Source organism: Allobosea sp. BK604 (assembly GCF_004341515.1).
Lineage (GTDB): Bacteria > Pseudomonadota > Alphaproteobacteria > Rhizobiales > Beijerinckiaceae > Allobosea.
This window is the reverse complement of sequence record NZ_SLZF01000004.1, coordinates 479,869-497,488: the sequence shown is the minus strand read 5'-3', so window position 1 is coordinate 497,488 and position 17,620 is coordinate 479,869. Positions and strand designations below refer to the sequence as shown.

17 protein-coding genes and 1 pseudogene are annotated in these 17,620 nt (G+C 66.7%); 6 read left to right on the top strand and 12 right to left on the bottom strand.

What is annotated here, in order from left to right; all coding sequences use genetic code 11:
* Nucleotides 1-11: 11 nt before the first annotated feature.
* Nucleotides 12-1,442 carry an aldehyde dehydrogenase family protein gene (locus EV560_RS15350; protein WP_131856633.1) on the bottom strand — a complete coding sequence of 477 codons (1,431 nt, stop codon included), beginning with the start codon at nt 1,440-1,442 and terminating at the stop codon, nt 12-14.
* A gap of 53 nt (nt 1,443-1,495) precedes the next feature.
* Nucleotides 1,496-1,876 (bottom strand): hypothetical protein, encoded by a 381-nt coding sequence (locus EV560_RS15345; protein WP_131856632.1) that lies wholly within the window; start codon nt 1,874-1,876, stop codon nt 1,496-1,498.
* Between the two features lie 120 nt (nt 1,877-1,996).
* On the opposite strand from EV560_RS15345, the gene EV560_RS15340 reads away from it, so the two are divergent.
* The 4 genes and pseudogenes from EV560_RS15340 (at nt 1,997) to msrA (ending at nt 6,037) form a co-directional block, all read left to right on the top strand.
* Nucleotides 1,997-2,779: a class I SAM-dependent methyltransferase gene (locus EV560_RS15340; protein ID WP_131856631.1), complete on the top strand. Its 783-nt coding sequence runs from the start codon at nt 1,997-1,999 to the stop codon at nt 2,777-2,779.
* 114 nt (nt 2,780-2,893) lie between these two features.
* Nucleotides 2,894-3,382 carry a peptide-methionine (R)-S-oxide reductase MsrB gene (gene msrB / locus EV560_RS15335; RefSeq protein WP_131856630.1) on the top strand — a complete coding sequence of 163 codons (489 nt, stop codon included), beginning with the start codon at nt 2,894-2,896 and terminating at the stop codon, nt 3,380-3,382.
* Between the two features lie 18 nt (nt 3,383-3,400).
* Nucleotides 3,401-5,271: pseudogene (locus tag EV560_RS36405) on the top strand (cytochrome c biogenesis protein DipZ).
* Nucleotides 5,272-5,287: 16 nt separating this feature from the next.
* Entirely contained in the window at nt 5,288-6,037 is a 750-nt protein-coding gene (gene msrA, locus EV560_RS15320; RefSeq protein WP_131856627.1) for a peptide-methionine (S)-S-oxide reductase MsrA, read from the top strand.
* Here the strand turns inward: msrA and EV560_RS15315 are convergent.
* Both EV560_RS15315 and EV560_RS15310 read right to left on the bottom strand, forming a co-directional pair.
* Nucleotides 5,989-6,393 carry a winged helix-turn-helix domain-containing protein gene (locus EV560_RS15315; RefSeq protein WP_131856626.1) on the bottom strand — a complete coding sequence of 135 codons (405 nt, stop codon included), beginning with the start codon at nt 6,391-6,393 and terminating at the stop codon, nt 5,989-5,991. The genes msrA and EV560_RS15315 overlap by 49 nt on opposite strands.
* Before the next feature lie 174 nt (nt 6,394-6,567).
* Nucleotides 6,568-7,068: a class I SAM-dependent methyltransferase gene (locus tag EV560_RS15310; protein WP_131856625.1), complete on the bottom strand. Its 501-nt coding sequence runs from the start codon at nt 7,066-7,068 to the stop codon at nt 6,568-6,570.
* A gap of 192 nt (nt 7,069-7,260) precedes the next feature.
* On the opposite strand from EV560_RS15310, the gene EV560_RS15305 reads away from it, so the two are divergent.
* Complete coding sequence (locus EV560_RS15305; protein ID WP_131856624.1) at nt 7,261-8,238, top strand: Bug family tripartite tricarboxylate transporter substrate binding protein; 978 nt, start codon at nt 7,261-7,263, stop codon at nt 8,236-8,238.
* A gap of 18 nt (nt 8,239-8,256) precedes the next feature.
* Here the strand turns inward: EV560_RS15305 and EV560_RS15300 are convergent, their stop codons facing one another.
* Nucleotides 8,257-8,814: a regulatory protein RecX gene (locus EV560_RS15300; RefSeq protein WP_248312055.1), complete on the bottom strand. Its 558-nt coding sequence runs from the start codon at nt 8,812-8,814 to the stop codon at nt 8,257-8,259.
* A 1-nt stretch (nt 8,815) separates the two neighbouring features.
* On the bottom strand, nt 8,816-9,235 hold the full coding sequence (gene arfB, locus EV560_RS15295) for an alternative ribosome rescue aminoacyl-tRNA hydrolase ArfB (RefSeq protein WP_131856623.1): 420 nt from the start codon (nt 9,233-9,235) through the stop codon (nt 8,816-8,818).
* Nucleotides 9,236-9,273: 38 nt separating this feature from the next.
* On the opposite strand from arfB, the gene mazG reads away from it, so the two are divergent.
* The gene (mazG, locus tag EV560_RS15290; RefSeq protein ID WP_131856622.1) at nt 9,274-10,113 is read left to right on the top strand and encodes a nucleoside triphosphate pyrophosphohydrolase; all 840 of its coding nucleotides are present in this window, start codon (nt 9,274-9,276) and stop codon (nt 10,111-10,113) included.
* On the opposite strand, the gene EV560_RS15285 is transcribed toward mazG, so the two are convergent.
* From EV560_RS15285 to ntrC, 6 genes are all read right to left on the bottom strand, one after another.
* Nucleotides 10,110-10,409 (bottom strand): putative quinol monooxygenase, encoded by a 300-nt coding sequence (locus EV560_RS15285; RefSeq protein ID WP_131856621.1) that lies wholly within the window; start codon nt 10,407-10,409, stop codon nt 10,110-10,112. The genes mazG and EV560_RS15285 overlap by 4 nt on opposite strands.
* Before the next feature lie 96 nt (nt 10,410-10,505).
* Nucleotides 10,506-11,858, bottom strand: coding sequence for a GTPase HflX (hflX, locus tag EV560_RS15280; RefSeq protein WP_248312054.1), 1,353 nt, complete (start codon nt 11,856-11,858; stop codon nt 10,506-10,508).
* Between the two features lie 42 nt (nt 11,859-11,900).
* A complete protein-coding gene (hfq, locus tag EV560_RS15275; RefSeq protein ID WP_057192822.1) occupies nt 11,901-12,149 on the bottom strand; it encodes an RNA chaperone Hfq in 249 nt (82 codons plus the stop codon).
* 248 nt (nt 12,150-12,397) lie between these two features.
* Nucleotides 12,398-13,765 (bottom strand): nitrogen assimilation response regulator NtrX, encoded by a 1,368-nt coding sequence (gene ntrX / locus EV560_RS15270; protein WP_131856619.1) that lies wholly within the window; start codon nt 13,763-13,765, stop codon nt 12,398-12,400.
* The gene (locus EV560_RS15265) at nt 13,762-16,035 is read right to left on the bottom strand and encodes a sensor histidine kinase NtrY-like (protein WP_248312053.1); all 2,274 of its coding nucleotides are present in this window, start codon (nt 16,033-16,035) and stop codon (nt 13,762-13,764) included. The genes ntrX and EV560_RS15265 overlap by 4 nt, the downstream gene beginning before the upstream one ends.
* 131 nt (nt 16,036-16,166) lie before the next feature.
* Nucleotides 16,167-17,618 carry a nitrogen regulation protein NR(I) gene (gene ntrC / locus EV560_RS15260; protein WP_131856618.1) on the bottom strand — a complete coding sequence of 484 codons (1,452 nt, stop codon included), beginning with the start codon at nt 17,616-17,618 and terminating at the stop codon, nt 16,167-16,169.
* Nucleotides 17,619-17,620 lie beyond the last annotated feature (2 nt).

Genomic DNA, 17,620 nt, shown 5'->3' with positions numbered 1-17,620 from the left:
TCGTCCGTAGCTCAGGCGGCCGCGTAGCCGACCGTTCCCTTGATCTCCAAGAACTCGTCGAGCCCGAAATCGGCGTATTCGCGGCCATTGCCGGATTGCTTGTAGCCACCGAACGGAGCGCCCGCATCCCAGGCCGGATAGTTGATATAGACATTGCCGCTGCGCATCTTCGCCGCGACCTTGCGGGCGCGCTCGATCGAGCCGGACTGGACATAGGACGCCAGCCCGTAGGGCGTGTCATTCGCCCGGGCGATCACTTCCTCATCGCTCTTGTAAGGCAGGATCGAGAGTACCGGCCCGAAGATTTCCTCGCGCGCGATCGTCATCTCGTCGGTGACATTGGCGAAGACGGTCGGGCGGACGTAATAGCCCCGGTTGAGGTCCTCGGGGCGCCCCGGGCCGCCGGTGACGAGATCGGCACCCTCGCTGATGCCGGCCTCGATCAGGCGCTGGATCTTGTTGTATTGCGTTTCGCTGACGACCGGGCCGAGCCAGGTGCCCTCGGCGCCGGGCGCGCCGACCTTGAGCGGCTCGGCTACCGCCTTGGCGATCGCGACCGCCTCGTCATGCAGAGCGGACGGCACGAACATCCGGGTCGGCGCGTTGCAGGACTGGCCGGAGTTGCGCATCACGCTCTCGACGCCGAGCTTCACCGACTTCCTGAGGTCGGCATCGTCGAGGATGATGTTGGCCGATTTGCCGCCGAGCTCCTGGTGCACGCGCTTGACCGTATCGGCCGCCGCCTTGGCGACGAGGATGCCGGCGCGGGTCGAGCCGGTGAAGGAGACCATGTCGACGCCCGGATGGCGCGCGATCGCCTCGCCGACGGTCGGGCCGTCGCCATTGACCAGGTTGAACACGCCCTTGGGCACCCCGGCCTCGTGCATCGCCTCGGCGAAGATGATGGCGTTGAGCGGAGCGATCTCGCTCGGCTTCAGCACCATGGTGCAGCCGGCGGCGAGCGCGGGCGCGACCTTGCACATGATCTGGTTGATCGGCCAGTTCCACGGCGTGATCATGCCGACGACGCCGATCGGCTCCTTGGCGATCAGGGTCGTGCCGCGCAGCTCCTCGAAAGCGTAGTTCTCCAGGGTCTCGATCATCTTGCCGAGATGGGCCGTGCCCATGCCGGCCTGGGCACGGTGCGCCAGATCCTTCGGGGCACCCATCTCGCGCGACAAGGTCGCGGCGATGTCGTCATAGCGGGCCTTGTAGGCTTCGAGCAGGCGCCGCATCAGCGCCAGCCGCTCCTCGCGCGAGGTCGCAGCGAAGGCCGGAAAGGCGGCGCGCGCAGCCGCGACGGCCCGGTCGACATCGGCCTGCTCGCCGAGCGCGATCGTCGCGAAGGGCTCCTCGTTCGAGGGATCGATCACCCCGAGCGTCCGGCTGCCGCTCGGCTGCACCCATTCGCCGTCAATATAGAATTGCAGTTCGTGCGCCATGGTCGTCTCCAGAGGCGGTTGGGGCCAGCCAGATGCCGGCCGGAAGAAATCCGTCAGTTCGCCCGCACGGGCTCATCCCGCTGATGCGACCGCGCGAGCGCCTCGCTCAAGGCCTCGCCCTGCGCCAGCGGCAGCGAGAAGCAGACGCTGAACCCGTCTGTCGTCCGCAATGTCATCATGCGCGTCTGCGGATCGGAAGCCTGTTCAAGCGTCCACGACCCCAACTCATACGCATAGCGCAGGCTGGAATCGCGATAGCGCGTCTTCAGCGCCCGCTCGATCAGCGAGGGCAAGGTCATGGCGAGGGCGCCGACCTGCTCGACAGGCAGGCGCAGCTTGCGCGCCTCGCCCCGGTCGTCGATCAGCCCGAGCATGATCGCGCTGCCGTCGGGCTCGATTTCGCAGGTGGTGAGCGATTGGCCTTCGATGAGCATCCCCGCGCCTCTTTCGTTATTTTCATTTGGCTATAACGATAGAGGGCAGCTAAGCGATTGTCACGCGCGCGTAAGCCTTTGGTTCAACATTGCAGCGACGTTCTGGACGTGAGGCGAGATATGGATGCAAGACATGCAGATGGCAGCGCGGGCGATGCGAACTACAGCGTGATCGGCTCGGGCTATGCCCATTATCGCCAGCCGGACCCGCAAATCGCCGCGCTGGTCAACGACCTGCTCGGAGATGCGCAGACAGTGCTGAATGTCGGAGCCGGTGCGGGCTCCTACGAGCCAACCGACCGGGCCGTGACTGCCGTCGAGCCTTCGGCCTCGATGCGGGCGCAGCGCCCGGCGCATCTCGCCGCGGCGATCGATGCCGTCGCCGAGCGGCTGCCCTTCGCCGATGACAGCTTCGATGCCGGCATGGCGACCTTCACGGTGCATCAATGGTCCGACCTCCGGCGCGGGCTCGCCGAAATGCGACGCGTGACACGCGGGCCCGTGCTGGTGATGACCTGCGATCCCGACGAGCTCGACCGCTTCTGGCTGGCCCACTATGCTCCCGAGGTCATCGCGGTGGAGGCGAGGCGCTATCCGCCCATCGCCGCCATCGAGCGGGCACTGGGCGCCAACGTGCAGACCTTGGCCGTGCCGATCCCCTTGCGCTGCACCGATGGCTTCGGCGAGGCCTACTACGGCCGCCCCGAGGCCCTGCTTGATCCCGGCGCGCGGCTGGCGAACTCGGCCTGGAGCTTCGTCGATCCGGCCATCGGCGAGCGCTTCGTCGCGGCCCTGGGCCGAGACCTTGCGAGCGGCGACTGGGACAGACGCTACGGACACCTGCGGGTTCAGCCCTATTTCGAGGGTTCGCTTCGACTCATTGCCGGTGGCCCGCCCGGTTGAAGCCGTCGCCGTGGATCACAAGCGCGCGATGCGCGCTATTCCTGTCAAAAAATAGCGCCTTATCTGCGGCACGACTGCTGGGGCAGGTCGGTGAATCGGAACGGGGACTGGCCGATGATCACGAAGCGCTTTCTGTTGAAGAGCCTGGCGAGCACGGCCGCGATCGGGCTGGCGTTGCGGGGCCGCAGCGCCCTGGCCGCAGAGACCTTTGCCGTGACGCGCACGAACGTCGAATGGCGCAAGCTCCTTAGTGCCGAGCAATATGCCGTGCTGCGCCAGAGCGCGACCGAACAGCCCTATTCGAGCCCGCTCGACAGGGAGAAGCGTCGCGGCACCTTCGCCTGCGCCGGCTGCGAGCAGGACCTGTTCTCCTCGACCACCAAGTTCGACAGCGGCACCGGCTGGCCGAGCTTCTGGGCGCCTATCGACGACAAGGCGGTGGGCACCGAGAGCGACACGACCTTCGGCATGGTCCGGACCTCCGTGCATTGCGGCCGCTGCGGCGGCCATCTCGGCCATGTCTTCGACGACGGGCCGAAGCCAACCGGGCTGCGCTACTGCATGAACGGCGTCGCCATGGCGTTCAAGCCGCTGGCGGCCTGACGGCGAAGGCCGAACCCGATGACTCTGCTTCTGCTTGCCTATCTCGGCGGCGTGCTGACGATCGTCAGCCCCTGTATCCTGCCCGTTCTGCCTTTCGTCTTCGCGCGCGCCGGCCAGCCCTTCCTGAAGAGCGGGCTGCCAATGCTCGTCGGGATGGCCGCCGCCTTCGCCGCGGTCGCGACGCTCGCGGCGGTCGGCGGCAACTGGGCGGTCGAGGCCAACCAGTACGGCCGCCTCGCCGCTATGGCGCTGCTCGCATTGTTCGGCCTCGCACTGCTGTTTCCAGCCATCTCCGACAGGCTCACGCGCCCGCTGGTCGCGCTCGGCGGGCGGCTGTCGCAGGCGGCTGAACAGGGCGGCAGCGGCTCGGGCGCGGTCCTGCCCTCGCTGCTGCTCGGCATCGCCACGGGGCTGCTCTGGGCGCCCTGTGCCGGGCCGATCCTCGGCCTGATCCTGACCGGCGCAGCGCTGCAGGGCGCCAATGCCCAGACCTCGTTCCTGCTGCTGGCCTATGCGCTCGGCGCCGCGACCTCACTGGCGCTGGCGCTGCTGGCCGGGGGCAAGGTCTTCGCTGCGATGAAGCGCTCGCTCGGCGCGGGAGAATGGCTGCGCCGTGCCGGCGGTGTCGCGGTGCTCGCCGCGGTCGTTGCGATCGCGCTCGGGCTCGATACGGGGTTCCTGGCGCGCGTCTCGCTTGCCAGCACCAATTCGCTCGAAAGGGCCTGCTCGACCGTTTCGACGTCGCGGCCGGCCGGCCCGCGGCGCCGGCGATGACGCCCTCCGGCGGCGGCCCGGCGATGATGGGCGGCAATCCCGCCATGACGGGCTCCGGCCCGGCCATGACCGGTGCCAATCCCGGCATGATGATGAGCGCCAATCCGGCGATGATGATGGCGGCCAAGCCGCAGGGCGAGAGCGGCCCGCTGCCGGTCGAAGGCGCCCTGCCCTCGCTCGCCGGTGCCGTCGAATGGCTGAACTCGCCGCCGCTGACTGCCGAAGGGCTGAAGGGCAAGGTCGTCCTGATCGATTTCTGGACCTATTCCTGCATCAACTGCCTGCGCGCCATCCCCTATGTCCGGGCCTGGGCCGAGAAATACAAGGATCAGGGCCTCGTCGTCATTGGCGTCCACGCCCCGGAATTCGCCTTCGAGAAGCGCATCGACAATGTGAAGCAGGCGGTCTCCGATCTGAAGATCAGCTATCCCGTCGCTGTCGACAACGACTACGCGATCTGGCGCGCCTTCAAGAACCAGTACTGGCCGGCGCATTACTTCATCGATGCGCAGGGCCGTATCCGCCACCACCATTTCGGCGAGGGCGGCTACGACGCGTCCGAAAAGGTGATCCAGCAATTGCTGGCAGAAGCTGGACGAAACGATATCGCGACAGGCACCGTCTCGGTCAGCGCCTCCGGCGCGGAATTGGCCTCGGACGAGAAGGATGTCCGCTCGCCCGAGACCTATCTCGGCTATGAGCGGGCCGAGAATTTCGTCTCGCCCGGCGGTGCGGCCGAGGACAAGGCGAAGGTCTACGAGGCCGGTACGCCCCGCCTCAACGAATGGGGCCTCTCGGGTCACTGGACGATCGGCAAGGAACATGCCGCTCTCGATGCGCCCGATGGCGGCATCACCTATCGCTTCCATGCCCGCGACCTGCATCTCGTGCTCGGCCCGGGCGCCGACGGCAAGCCGGTGCGCTTCCGCGTCACGCTCGATGGCGCGGCGCCCGGCGCCGACCATGGCGTCGATATCGACGCCGAGGGCAACGGCACCGTCACCGGCCAGCGCCTCTACCAACTCGTCCGTCAAAAGGGCGCGATCGGCGACCGGTCCTTCGAGATACGCTTTCTCGATCCCGGCCTCCAGGCCTATGCTTTCACCTTCGGCTGACCGTGGAGACGATCCCATGTCCGACCATCCCAATCACACCAAACCGATCCTGCGTGGCAGCCGCCTCGCCCTGCTGACGCTCGCTGTCGCCGCCGCGGCCGGCGCGCTGCTGAAATTCTCGCCGCTCGCTGCCGAGGAGGCGCGGGTCATCCCCGTGCCCAGCGTCAAGGAGGCCGCCGCCGCCCAGGATGACGGGCCGAAGGTCGCCGTGCTTGCCGGTGGCTGCTTCTGGGGTGTTCAGGGCGTGTTCCAGCATGTCGAAGGCGTCAGCAATGCCGTCTCGGGCTATGCCGGCGGCGAGCGTTCGACAGCGGATTACGACAGGGTCAGCAGCGGCCGCACCGGCCATGCCGAGTCCGTGCAGATCACCTATGATCCCCGCAAGATCAGCTATGCCAAGCTGCTGCAGATCTATTTCTCGGTCGCGCATGATCCGACCCAGCTCAATCGGCAGGGGCCGGATACCGGCACGCAATATCGCTCAGCGATCTTCCCGGCCGATGCCGAGCAGGCCCGCGTCGCCAAGGCCTATATCGCCCAGCTCAACCAGGCTCGGGCCTTCGACGCGGCGATCGTCACCAAGATCGAACCCGACCGCATCTTCTACCCAGCCGAGGCCTATCATCAGGACTTCATGAAGAAGAACCCGGCCCATCCCTATATCGTCATCAACGATGCGCCCAAGGTCGCCAGCCTGCAGCGGATCTTTCCGGATCTCTACCGGCCCGAACCCATCTTGGTCGACAAGACCGCCTCGGTGAGGTGATCCGGCTCGCCCGCCTCGGCGCGCTCGACCTCCGCCTGAAGCGCCGCGAGATGCACCCTCGCGGCCTCGGCGGTCGCCTTCTCGATGGCGCGGTAGCGTGAGATCAGGGCAAGTCCGAGCGTCGTCAGTCTCGCGCCACCGCCCTGCTTGCCGCCGGTCTGCCGCTCGACCACCGGCTTCCCGAAGATGGTGTTGATCTCTTCGACGAGTTCCCAGGCCCGCCGATAGGACATGCCCATTGCCCGGCCGGCAGCGGCGATGGAGCCGAAAGCGGCGATCTGTTCCAGCAGCTCGATCTTACCCGGGCCGATCCGGCCGTCGGGGTCAAGATCGATGCGCACGCTGAGCGAAGGCATGTCAGGGCTTCCATTCGAGACGGGTGACGCGGCTGGATCGCATCGGCTTTTCCGAAATCCGCAATCCACTATTCGGGTTGATGCGCTAGCCGTGCACTCTTATCGCTTTAGAACAAGCCAAATCGGCGACCGGGTTGCGGGCGGGCCGACTTGTTGCCGCCGGGATTAACGGCCTCAGTCGATCGCAACGTTGCGCCGATAGGCAAAATAGCGTCCATCGGGCACGGCGTCCGGCAATGGCACTGCGCGTAGCGCCAGGTGCTCGAGCTCCCAGCCACTGAGTACCAGCGCGTCATCCGCCGCCAGCATCGCGACATGGCCGGGCAGCCAGGACAGGTGCACGCGATCGAGCTCCGGCACACCGGTGGTGGCGTCGACATGGACCAGCACCGCATTGCGGCCGTGCCGGGCCGCGAAATCCGGCAGCGTCGTTTCCATCTCGCCGAGCACCAGCGCCTCGGGCGGTGGCATCGAACGCGGATTGGCCGATATCTTGCGCTCGAAGGCATAGATCGACCGGCCCGGCAGGATCTCTCGCAAATGGTCATAGGTGCGGCCATTGCCGAGGCCGAGCTCGAGCACAGGGCCGTCGCGATCGGCGATCGCCGCCGCCGCCCAGTTCAGGACCAGGCGCTGCGCTTCGAGACGGCGAATGAAACTGTCGAGACGGCTCATGGCCAAGCTGTGATCTTCGGCCTGCCGGCCAATGTCAATGCTGCAACCCGGGGTTCCGCCTCAGTCGAAGGGGCAACTTGCCATTTCGGGAGGCGAATGTCCTAATCCCTTCCACTATCTGCGAAATGTCGCTTTGCGACATCTCAGGGCCACCAAGAGCCCGGTTTTCATCCGATGGGAGGACTTGTTGTCATGATCAAGACGAATTGGCTCGTCGCGCTGGCGCTCGCCGCAGGTTTGGGCGCGGCCGCGGGCGGAGCCGCCGAGGCGCAGACCTGGCCGCAGCGGCCGATCAGCTTCGTCGTGCCTTTCCCCGCGGGCGGCGGCACCGACGCCTTCGCCCGGCCGCTTGCGGCCCAGCTCGAGCAGCAACTCGGCCAGCGCATCATCATCGACAATCGCGGCGGCGCAGGCGGCACGGTCGGCGCCTCGGCGGCGTCGAAGATGCAGCCGGACGGCTATGCCTTCCTCGTCGGCGCCGCCCATCACACCATCGCGCCGGCTCTCTATCCGAAGCTCGACTATAATATCGAGACCGATTTCATCCCGATCGGCGTCATCGCGCAGCCGCCGCAGGTCATCGTCGTCCATCCCAAGGTCCAGGCCAAGACGGTCGCGGAACTGGTCGACTTCGCCAAAAAGAACCCGGGCAAGCTCAACTATGCCTCCGCCGGCAACGGCACGACCCATCATCTTGCCGGCGAATTGTTCAAGCTCCAGACCAAGACCGACCTGACCCATGTGCCCTATCGTGGCGCCGGTCCTGCGCTGCAGGACCTCGTCGCCGGCCAGGTCGATATCCTGTTCGACGGATTGGGCTCCTCGGCGCCGCAGATCCAGAGCGGGGCGCTGCGTGGTCTCGCCGTCGCTGCCGCGACGCGCTCGGACGCGATTCCCGACGTGCCGACCGCCAAGGAGGCCGGGCTCGACGGCTATGAGGTCGCGACCTGGTATGCGGTCTTCGCGCCGAAGAACACGCCGCCCGAGATCGTCGCGCGCATGCGCAGCGAAATCGAGAAAGCGCTGAAGGCGCCGATGATCGCCGAAGCCTGGAAGAAGAATGGTTCTGCGATTCCAGCGATTTACGGCGACGATTTCGGCAAATTCGTCAAGTCGGAGGTCGCCCGCTGGGGCAAGGTCGCGGCCGATGCCAATGTCAGGCTCGACTGAGCCGGACCATCATCGCTGTCAATCCTCGTCGCCCGCGCCGTCGATCACGGCGCGGGCGATTTGCATCGGGAAACCTGCTCGCGCCAGCGCGGCCAGGTGCTTCTGTCGATCTGCCGCCCGGTCGCCGCGGCTCCATGGCCCGAGGCGCTTCCGGCGCGCGGCAAGCCGTGCGGCGGCGAGTTCCTGCTCCGCGGTGGCCTGGCTCGCCTCGTCGACCAATCCACGGTCGACGCCTTTCGCGCTCAGCCTGGCGGCGATGGCATGCGAGGAGCGGCCCTTGCGGCGCAGGCTCGCCGCTCTCGCCTCGGCAAAGCGCCGGTCATCGACCAGCCCCGACGAAACGCAGCGTGCCACGACCTCATCTAGCATCTCAGCGAAGCGCCCGGGTTCGTCGCCATGATATCGGCAGCTCGTCGCGACCTTGCGCTGGAGCACACGGCGAAGCTGCGCGGCCGGCGCGGAATAGCGTTCGAGATAGTGCATCGCCGCGCGCTGGAGATAGTCGGCGCTGATGCGGCGCGGCGGCTTGCGCGCCGGCCTGCCAGCGCGCGGCGTGGGCGAGGGATCGGCGGCCACCCTACTCCATTCCCGGCTTCGAGCGGCCGGCCTTGACCGAGGAGCGCTTCTCCTTGGAGGCGAGGCGCTTTTCCTTCGAGGCCTTGGTGGGCTTGGTGGCGCGGCGCGTCTGCGGCCGCACGGCGGCCTGGCGGATCAGCTCCAGCAACCGTTCCAGCGCCTCCTCGCGATTGCGCTTCTGGCTGCGCTGGGCCTGTGCCACGATGACGATCACGCCGTCCTGGGTCAGCCGGCTGCCGGCGAGTTTCATCAGGCGGATCGCCACGTCGTTCGGCAGCGAGGGCGAGCGGCGCGCGTCGAACCTGAGCTCGACCGCGGTCGAGACCTTGTTGACATGCTGACCGCCGGGACCGGAGGCGCGCACGAAGCTTTCCTCGATCTCGCTTTCGTCGATCGCGATGGACGGAGTGACTTGAATCATGGGAGGAACGCTACCTCACTCCAGGGAGAATTGCAGCGTTGCAGCCCTCACGCGACATCGCCCGGCTGATCGAGATCATGGCCGCACTCCGCACGCCGGGCAGCGGCTGCCCATGGGATCTTGAGCAGGATTTCGCGAGCATCGCACCCTATACGGTCGAGGAGGCCTATGAGGTCGCCGACGCGATCGCGCGTGGCGACAAGCTCGACCTCAAGGACGAGCTCGGCGATCTCCTGCTTCAGGTCGTCTTCCATTCACGCATGGCCGAGGAGGAAGGCTCCTTCGCCTTTCCCGACGTGGTCGAGGCGATCACCAGGAAGCTGATCCGGCGCCACCCGCATGTCTTCGGCAATGCGCGGGACCTTTCACCCAATGAGGTCAAGGCGCTCTGGCATCGGATCAAGGCTGAGGAAAAGGCGGAGAAAGCCGAGGCCCACCGCGCCGTCGGCCTGCCCCTGTCAGACGAGGACAAGGGCGTGCTCGCCGGCGTGACGCGAGCCCTCCCTGCCCTCACGCGAGCCTGGAAGCTGCAGGCCAAGGCCTCGACCGTCGGCTTCGACTGGAACGACGCCAGACTCGTGCTCGACAAGATCCGCGAGGAGACGGCCGAGATCGACGAGGCGCTGGCCTCCGGTGACAAAGCGGCGATTCGCGAGGAGATCGGCGACCTGCTCTTCGTCGTCGCCAATCTCGCCCGCCATGTCGACGCCGATCCGGAAGGCTGCCTCGCGGCAGCCAACGCCAAGTTCGAACGGCGCTTCAGGGGGATCGAGACGCGGCTCGAGGCCGAGAACCGTCACGCCAAGGACGCGACGCTCGACGAGCTGGAAGCGCTCTGGCAGGCGGTGAAGCGCGATGAGAAGGCGGGCGCCCGCTAGCCTGCGACGAGGCCGTGGCCGCCGACGGGCTGCGTCTCGACGAAAGTTCCCATGCCGCCGATCAAGGGCCGTCCGCGCGCGATCGCGGCCTTGACCTCGGGCAACTCCAACGAGGCGGCGTGGCTTCCCTTGCTGTCCCAGGCCTCGCTGACCCAGACCGCGTCCGGATTGGCGGCGTCGAGCGCCACGACATAGCTGAGGCAGCCCGGCATGGCGCCGGTGCTCTCGGTGAGGATGGCGACCAGTTCCTCGCGCTTGCCGGGCGCAGCGAGCATCTGGACGATCATTCCGTACATGGCCGATATCCTGAAACGCGCGGCAGCAGGGCCAGCCGCTCGGACTCTGCTCGTCCCTTATCGCAGTGTCAGATCACGGCAGCATGTCGCAGCCGCTCAATGCTGCCGCTGCGCCTGCGGGAATCGGGCGCCAAAGGCCCCTTCCCGCTCGGGCGGCAGCCGCACGGTCAGGCTCAGGGTGCCGTCCTCTTCGTCCTGGCGTGTCAGGATCTCGCCATTGGCATGGAGCCAGGCCAGCGATTTGCCGTCGCCGGGTTCAAGCTGCAGGGCATAGACCGGCCGGCTGACCGCGATGCGCGCCTCGATCGCGTCGGTCAGCCGTCCCATCCCCTCGCCGGTCAGGGCCGAGACCAGCACCGGCCGCGCCTTTTCCGCCTTCAGCTCCGCCAATCCGAGCTGGCGCTCGTGCTCGGCCGGGTCGAGCAAGTCGGCCTTGTTCCAGACCTCGATGACGCGCTGGCCATCCTCGGGGTCGATACCGAGATCGCGCAGGATCGCCTGGACGTCGGCGGCCTGCGCCTGCGTATCCTCATGGGCGAGATCGCGCACATGCAGCAGCACATCGGCCTCGATCGCGTCCTCCAGCGTCGCGCGGAAGGCGGCGACGAGCTGTGTCGGCAGGTCCGAGATGAAGCCGACCGTGTCGGAGAGCATGATGCGCGCGCCATGCGGCAGCTTGATCGCTCGCGCCGTCGGGTCGAGCGTCGCGAAGAGCATGTCCTGCGCCAGCACATCGGCCGCGGTCAGCCGGTTGAACAGGGTCGACTTGCCGGCATTGGTGTAGCCGACCAGCGCAACCACCGGATAAGGCACGCGTTTGCGGCTGGCACGATGCAGGGAGCGGGTGCGCTTCACCGTGTCGAGATCGCGCTCGATCTTGGTCATCCGCTCCTGGATGACGCGCCGGTCGGCCTCGATCTGGGTTTCACCGGGCCCGCCGAGGAAGCCGAAGCCGCCGCGCTGGCGCTCAAGGTGGGTCCAGGACCGCACCAGCCGGCTCTTCTGATAATTGAGATGCGCGAGTTCGACCTGCAGCGCGCCTTCCTTGGTGCGGGCGCGCCGGCCGAAGATCTCGAGGATCAGGCCGGTGCGATCGATGACCTTGCAGCCGAAGGCCTTTTCGAGATTGCGCTGCTGCACCGGCGAGAGCGCGCAATCCATCACGACGAGGCCGATCTCCTCGTCCTTGATGCGCGCGGCGATCTCCTCGACCTTGCCCTTGCCGAGATAGGTCGCTGGTCGGAGCGCCGGCAGCAGCACCTGGATCGCATCGACCACGTCGAGATCGATCGCAGCCGCAAGGCCGACGGCTTCGTCCAGCCGTGCCGCGAAGGAGCGCTGATTCGTGTCGACCGTCTTGCCGGCAGCGCGGCTCTGCAAATAGGGCCCGATGACGAATGCGGCCGTATTGGCGGCGATCTCGCGCTCGATCTCGTCGAGCGGCTTCACCGCTGCTGGCTCATCCCCCGCTCGCGAGCGGCCGGCCACGGCTCAGGCCTTGTCCGTGTCCTCGGGCTCGAAGAGCTGGACGGGATGGCCTGGCATGATCGTCGAGATCGCGTGCTTGTAGACGAGCTGGGAATGCCCGTCGCGGCGCAGCAGCACGCAGAAATTGTCGAACCAGGTCACCACGCCCTGCAGCTTCACGCCATTGACGAGGAAGATCGTCAGAGGAATTTTCTGCTTGCGGACATGGTTGAGGAAAGTGTCTTGAAGGTTTTGTGCCCGCTCTGCGGCCATGTTCAGCCCCTGTTGTTGGGATCGCGTCTCGGGTTGCGCTAGCGATCCGGCTTCGTTCCGTTCAGTCGCCTGACATGTCGGAACACCGATGGTGCATTAGATCGTCGGCTTAGGGTGCAATGCAAGAGGCTCGACGCGCATATACGCCCGGAAGCCCCGCGTTGTGTGCAAGCGCACATGCAAGGCGCGCGTGCCGTTGCAAGATTCTGGCCGCTCGCCCTGCGTCAGACGCGGCCCCAAGGCCGGAATCAGCCCACGCCGAGCGACTTCAGCTTGCGATGCAGGGCCGAGCGCTCCATGCCGATGAATTCGGCGGTGCGGGAGATGTTCCCGGAGAAGCGGGCGATCTGCGCGATCAGATATTCGCGCTCGAAGATCTCACGCGCATCGCGCAGCGGCAGGCTCATCAGCCGCTCGCCGCCGGAACCGGACGGCGTCGTCGGCACCATGGCGCCGACCTCGGCCGGCAACATCTCGATGGTGATGTCGGCCGTCGGGTCGCCCTTGGTCAGGATCATCAGCCGCTCGACATTGTTGCGCAGCTCCCGGACGTTGCCCGGCCATTCATGCGATTGCAGCACGGCCATCGCGTCGCCGCCGATGCGCCGCTTCGGCAGGCCGGTCGCGACCGAGATCTGGTCCATGAAGAACTCGATCAGCTCCGGCACGTCCTCGCGCCGCTCCGAGAGCGAGGGCACCTTGACCGGCACGACGCTGAGCCGGTGGTAGAGGTCCTCGCGGAAAGTCCCGTCGGCGATCAGCTGCGCCAGGTTACGGCTGGTCGAGGAGATGATGCGGACATCGACATGCACCCGCGTCGCGCCGCCGACACGCTGGAAATTCTGGTCGACAAGCACGCGCAGGATACGGTTCTGCGTCTCGCGCGGCATGTCGCCGATCTCATCGATATAGAGCGAGCCGCCATGCGCCTCCTCCAGCGCCCCGACCCGGCGCGAGCGGCCATCGCCGCCCTCGATGCCGAAAAGCTCCTCCTCCATCGTCTCGGGCGTGATCGTCGCCGCATTGATGACGATGAAGGGGCCCGAGGCGCGACTCGAGGCCTCGTGCAGCGTGCGCGCCGCCAGTTCCTTGCCGCAGCCCGGCTCGCCAGTGATCAGCACGCGCGCATTGGTCGGCGCGACGCGGTCGATGGTCTGGCGCAACTGGTTGACCACGGTCGACTTGCCGACGATCCGGCTGGCCTGGACCGAGCGCGTCTTGAGCTCGCGCACCTCGCGCCGCAGCCGCGAGGCTTCGAGCGCGCGCTCGGCCACGAGCACGAGCCGGTCGGCCTTGAACGGCTTCTCGATGAAGTCATAGGCGCCGCTCTTGATCGCCGAGACGGCGGTTTCGATATTGCCATGGCCCGAGATCATCACGACCGCGAGGTCGGGATGGCTTTCCTTGATCAGGTCAAGAACCTGCAACCCGTCGAGCCGGCTGCCCTGCAGCCAGATATCGAGGAAGACGAGGTTGGGGCGGCGTGCGGCGATCGCGGCCAGCGCATCGTCGGCAGAGCCGGCCTTGCGAGTGCGATAGCCTTCATCTTCGAGCAGACCGGCCACGAGTTCGCGGATGTCGGCTTCGTCATCGACGACCAGAATATCAGCGCTCATTCCTGAGTCCCGTTGTTATCGTCCTTGATGGCTTTGGAAATATCCTTGTCGAGCTCGGCCATCACATCCGGAGGCCCACCCTCGGGGAACCAGAGGCGGATGCGGGCGCCGCGCTTGCCCTCCGCGGCATCCGGCCGGTCGAGCAGCTCGATGCCGCCGCCATGGTCCTCGAGGATCTTTCCGACAATGGCGAGGCCAAGCCCCGTGCCGCCCTCGCGGGTGGTCATATAGGGCTCCAGCAGCTTCTGGCGCTGATCGACCGGCAGGCCCTTGCCGTTATCGATGACGTCGATGACGATCACGCCGTCGTCACGTCGCTGGAAGGCGACATCGATCTGCCCCAGGCCGCGCTCGTCCATCGGCACGGCCGAGATCGCCTCGGTCGCGTTCTTGATGACATTGGTCAGCGCCTGCGAGATCAGCCGGCGGTCGAACTGGGCCGGAACCGACGTGGAGGGCAGGTTCTCGGAGATCGTCAATTCGGGATTGCCGACCCGCATCAGGAAGACGATCTGGCGCACCGTCTCGACGATATCCTCCCGCGCCAGCGACGGCTTCGGCATGCGCGCGAAGGACGAGAACTCGTCGACCATGCGCCGGATATCCTCGACCTGACGCACGATCGTCGCCGTGCACTGCTCGAAGACCTCCTTGTCATCGGTGATGACGCGGCCGAACTTGCGGCGGATGCGCTCGGCCGAGAGCTGGATCGGCGTCAGCGGGTTCTTGATCTCATGGGCGATGCGCCGCGCCACATCCGCCCAGGCCGCGGTGCGCTGCGCAGAGACGAGATCGGTGATGTCGTCGAGGGTGACGACGAGGCCGGCGCCCGCCCCCTCGCCTTCGCGGACGGCCCGGACGTTGACCATGCGGTCTCGGCCGCCACGGGTGATCGCGATCTGGCCCGAGCTCAGCCGTTGGCGGTTATGCAGCGCATCGGCCACGAACTCGGCGATCTCGGGCGCGACCTGGGCGATCGGCTCGCCGAGCAGCCGTCCACCGGCGCCCAGCAAGGTCTCGGCCGAGCGATTGATGATGGTGATATGGCCGTCGCCATCCAGGCTGAGCACGCCGGAGGAGACGCCGGAGAGCACGGTCTCGGTGAAGCGCCGTCGTCGGTCGATCACCTCGCTCGCGGTGACCAGCCCGTCGCGCTGGCGCCTGAGCTCGGCGGTCATCTTGTTGAAGGTCTCGCCGAGATGGGCGAGATCGCCCTCAGATCGTCGGATCGGCACCTGGACGTAGAAATTCCCGCTCGAAACCTGGTCGGTCGCGTGGATCATCCGTCTGATCGGTGCGACCAGCCCGTTGGCGAAACTCAAGCCCAACCAGATCGCCGAGAGCAGCAGGATGACCGCGATCAGCGCGTACATCGAGGCGAAGGCGATCTGCACGCCCTTCCGGCGCGCATCGATCGAGAGGTATTCGACCGCGGCACCTCGGGCGACGGCGGGGAACTCGACGGCGAGCGGATTGACCTCGCGGGCAACGAAGAGGAACCCGTCATAGGGCGGCAGCTTCAGCATCGCGCCGAAGACGCGGCCCGAGGAAGGCAGCACGCAGATCGGTTCGGGCGAGGATTCCGCATCCTCGAACGTCGCCTTGTCCGGTTTCGGCGGATCCTTGAGCACGTCGATGCTGGCCCGCACCACGACCGTGTCCGGTGGCCGCATCACGGCGGCGACAGGCAGGCCGAGCGCGGTGGCGCGCGCCGTGAAGAAGGTCTCGAACCATTTGCGATCGACCTCGAAGGCCGGTTTGGCGCGGTTGAGATCGTCGGAGAGGATGCGGATCTCGCGCCCGAGCGACTGGCACTGCGCGGCGGCATAGGCATCGGCGACCTCGACCGATTTGAAGATCGCATCGCGCATCCGGTCGGAGAACCAGGGCTCGAGCCCGCGCTCGATCGTCACCGTGGCGATGACCGCGACGAGTACCGCCGGCAGCGCCGCGATGATGCTGAACAGGCCGACGATGCGCACATGCAGCCCGGCCGCGGCCGCGCCGGCCCGGCGCGCCCTGATCAGCACCGCCGTCTCGAAGGCGACGATGATCAGCAGCGCGAGAATCAGCAGCCCGTTGAGGACGAAGACGCCGATGACGACCTCGTGCACCGGCGCGATCGGTGTCGAGCCCGACAGGACGAGGAAGGTCACCAGCGCGGAAACGAGCGCGAAGACGACGACGAAGGCGCCGATCCAGCCCGATACGCGGCGTGGCGGATCCTCGCCACGCGGCGTGATCCTGATGTCGCTGATCGAGGCGGTCACGATGGTTCAACAACTCCGATGTCGGTCCGGCGCCACTAAGGCCGGAGCGGGCGCGTCACTGATGCGCCGCCGCAACGGTGTTGTCAAAATGTGACGTATGAAAGGCGAAGTTGCCTTATTTGGTGCTCAAATCAGCGCGGCGAACGCACCACCTGCATGTCGAGCTCGCGAATCTTCTTGCGCAATGTGTTGCGATTAAGCCCCAGCAGCTCGGCCGCACGGATCTGATTGCCCCGCGTTGCCGCCAGCGCAGCGGCGATCAGCGGCGGCTCTACCTCGCGCAGAATGCGGTGATAGAGGCCGGGAGGCGGGATATTGTCGCCGAATCCGCCGAAATACTGGTTGAGATGGCGCTCGACCGAGCCGGACAGCGTCTCGGTCCTCTCAGGGCCCGGGCCGTTCGAGAAGCTGGCCGTGGCCGATGCCGGTTGCAGCTCGGCCTCGACGATCGGTGCCGTGATCGTCTCCTGCGGATAGAGCGCGGCAAGGCGGCGCACGAGGTTCTCGAGCTCGCGGACATTGCCCGGCCAGCGATAGCGCCGCATGACGTCCATCGCTTCCGAATCGACCTGCTTGCGCGGCAGCCCCTCCTTCTCGACCAGCGAGAAGAAGTGCCGCACCAGATCCGGAATGTCCTCGACGCGCTCGCGCAGCGGCGGCAGGCGGATCGGCACGACGTTCAGGCGGAAGAACAGGTCCTCGCGGAACAAGCCCTGCGCGATCGAGATGCGCAGGTCCTTGTTGGTCGCGGCGACGATGCGGACATTGGTCTTGATCGGGGTGCGGCCACCAACCGTCGTGTATTCGCCCTGTTGCAGCACGCGCAGCAGGCGGGTCTGAGCCTCCATCGGCATGTCGCCGATCTCGTCGAGGAAGAGCGTGCCGCCCTCGGCCTGCTCGAAGCGACCCGAGGAACGGGTCAGCGCTCCCGTGAAAGCGCCCTTCTCATGGCCGAACAGCTCCGATTCGATCAGGTCCTTCGGGATCGCCGCCATGTTGATCGCGACGAAGGGGCCGTTCCGACGCTTGCCGTAATCGTGCAGCGCGCGCGCCACTAATTCCTTGCCGGTGCCGGACTCGCCATTGATCATCACGGTGAGGTCGATCGGCATCAGCCGGGCGAGCGCGCGGTAGACGTCCTGCATCGCCGGCGAGCGGCCAATCAGCGGGATATCCTCGGCTTCGGCGACCGTATTGTTGCGGCCACCGTCGCCGCGCGGCCGCGACAGGGCCCGCCCGACGATCGCCACCAGCTCCTTCAGGTCGAAGGGCTTCGGCAGATATTCGTAGGCGCCGCGTTCCGAGGCCTTGATCGCCGTCATGAACGTGTTCTGCGCGCTCATCACGATGATCGGTAGCTCAGGCCGCACCCGCTTGATCCGCGGCAGCAGATCGAAGGCGTTGCCATCGGGCATCACGACATCGGTGATGATGAGATCGCCGAGCCCCTGTGCCGCCCAGGTCCAGAGCGTCGCCGCCTGGCCGGTGGTGCGCACTTCGTAGCCCGCGCGGGCAAGGGCCTGATTGAGCACCGTACGGATCGCGGCGTCGTCGTCGGCGATGAGAATGTTACCGCTTGGCATTC

Coding starts and splice junctions, on each gene's coding strand:
- arfB (WP_131856623.1), bottom strand. CDS start 9,235: ATGATTCAAGTCACTCCGTCCATCGCGATCGACGAAAGCGAGATCGAG.
- EV560_RS15310 (WP_131856625.1), bottom strand. CDS start 7,068: ATGAGCCGTCTCGACAGTTTCATTCGCCGTCTCGAAGCGCAGCGCCTG.
- EV560_RS15340 (WP_131856631.1), top strand. CDS start 1,997: ATGGATGCAAGACATGCAGATGGCAGCGCGGGCGATGCGAACTACAGC.
- msrB (WP_131856630.1), top strand. CDS start 2,894: ATGATCACGAAGCGCTTTCTGTTGAAGAGCCTGGCGAGCACGGCCGCG.
- hfq (WP_057192822.1), bottom strand. CDS start 12,149: ATGGCCGCAGAGCGGGCACAAAACCTTCAAGACACTTTCCTCAACCAT.
- ntrC (WP_131856618.1), bottom strand. CDS start 17,618: ATGCCAAGCGGTAACATTCTCATCGCCGACGACGACGCCGCGATCCGT.
- EV560_RS15345 (WP_131856632.1), bottom strand. CDS start 1,876: ATGCTCATCGAAGGCCAATCGCTCACCACCTGCGAAATCGAGCCCGAC.
- EV560_RS15350 (WP_131856633.1), bottom strand. CDS start 1,442: ATGGCGCACGAACTGCAATTCTATATTGACGGCGAATGGGTGCAGCCG.
- ntrX (WP_131856619.1), bottom strand. CDS start 13,765: ATGAGCGCTGATATTCTGGTCGTCGATGACGAAGCCGACATCCGCGAA.
- EV560_RS15305 (WP_131856624.1), top strand. CDS start 7,261: ATGATCAAGACGAATTGGCTCGTCGCGCTGGCGCTCGCCGCAGGTTTG.
- EV560_RS15285 (WP_131856621.1), bottom strand. CDS start 10,409: ATGTACGGAATGATCGTCCAGATGCTCGCTGCGCCCGGCAAGCGCGAG.
- msrA (WP_131856627.1), top strand. CDS start 5,288: ATGTCCGACCATCCCAATCACACCAAACCGATCCTGCGTGGCAGCCGC.
- EV560_RS15315 (WP_131856626.1), bottom strand. CDS start 6,393: ATGCCTTCGCTCAGCGTGCGCATCGATCTTGACCCCGACGGCCGGATC.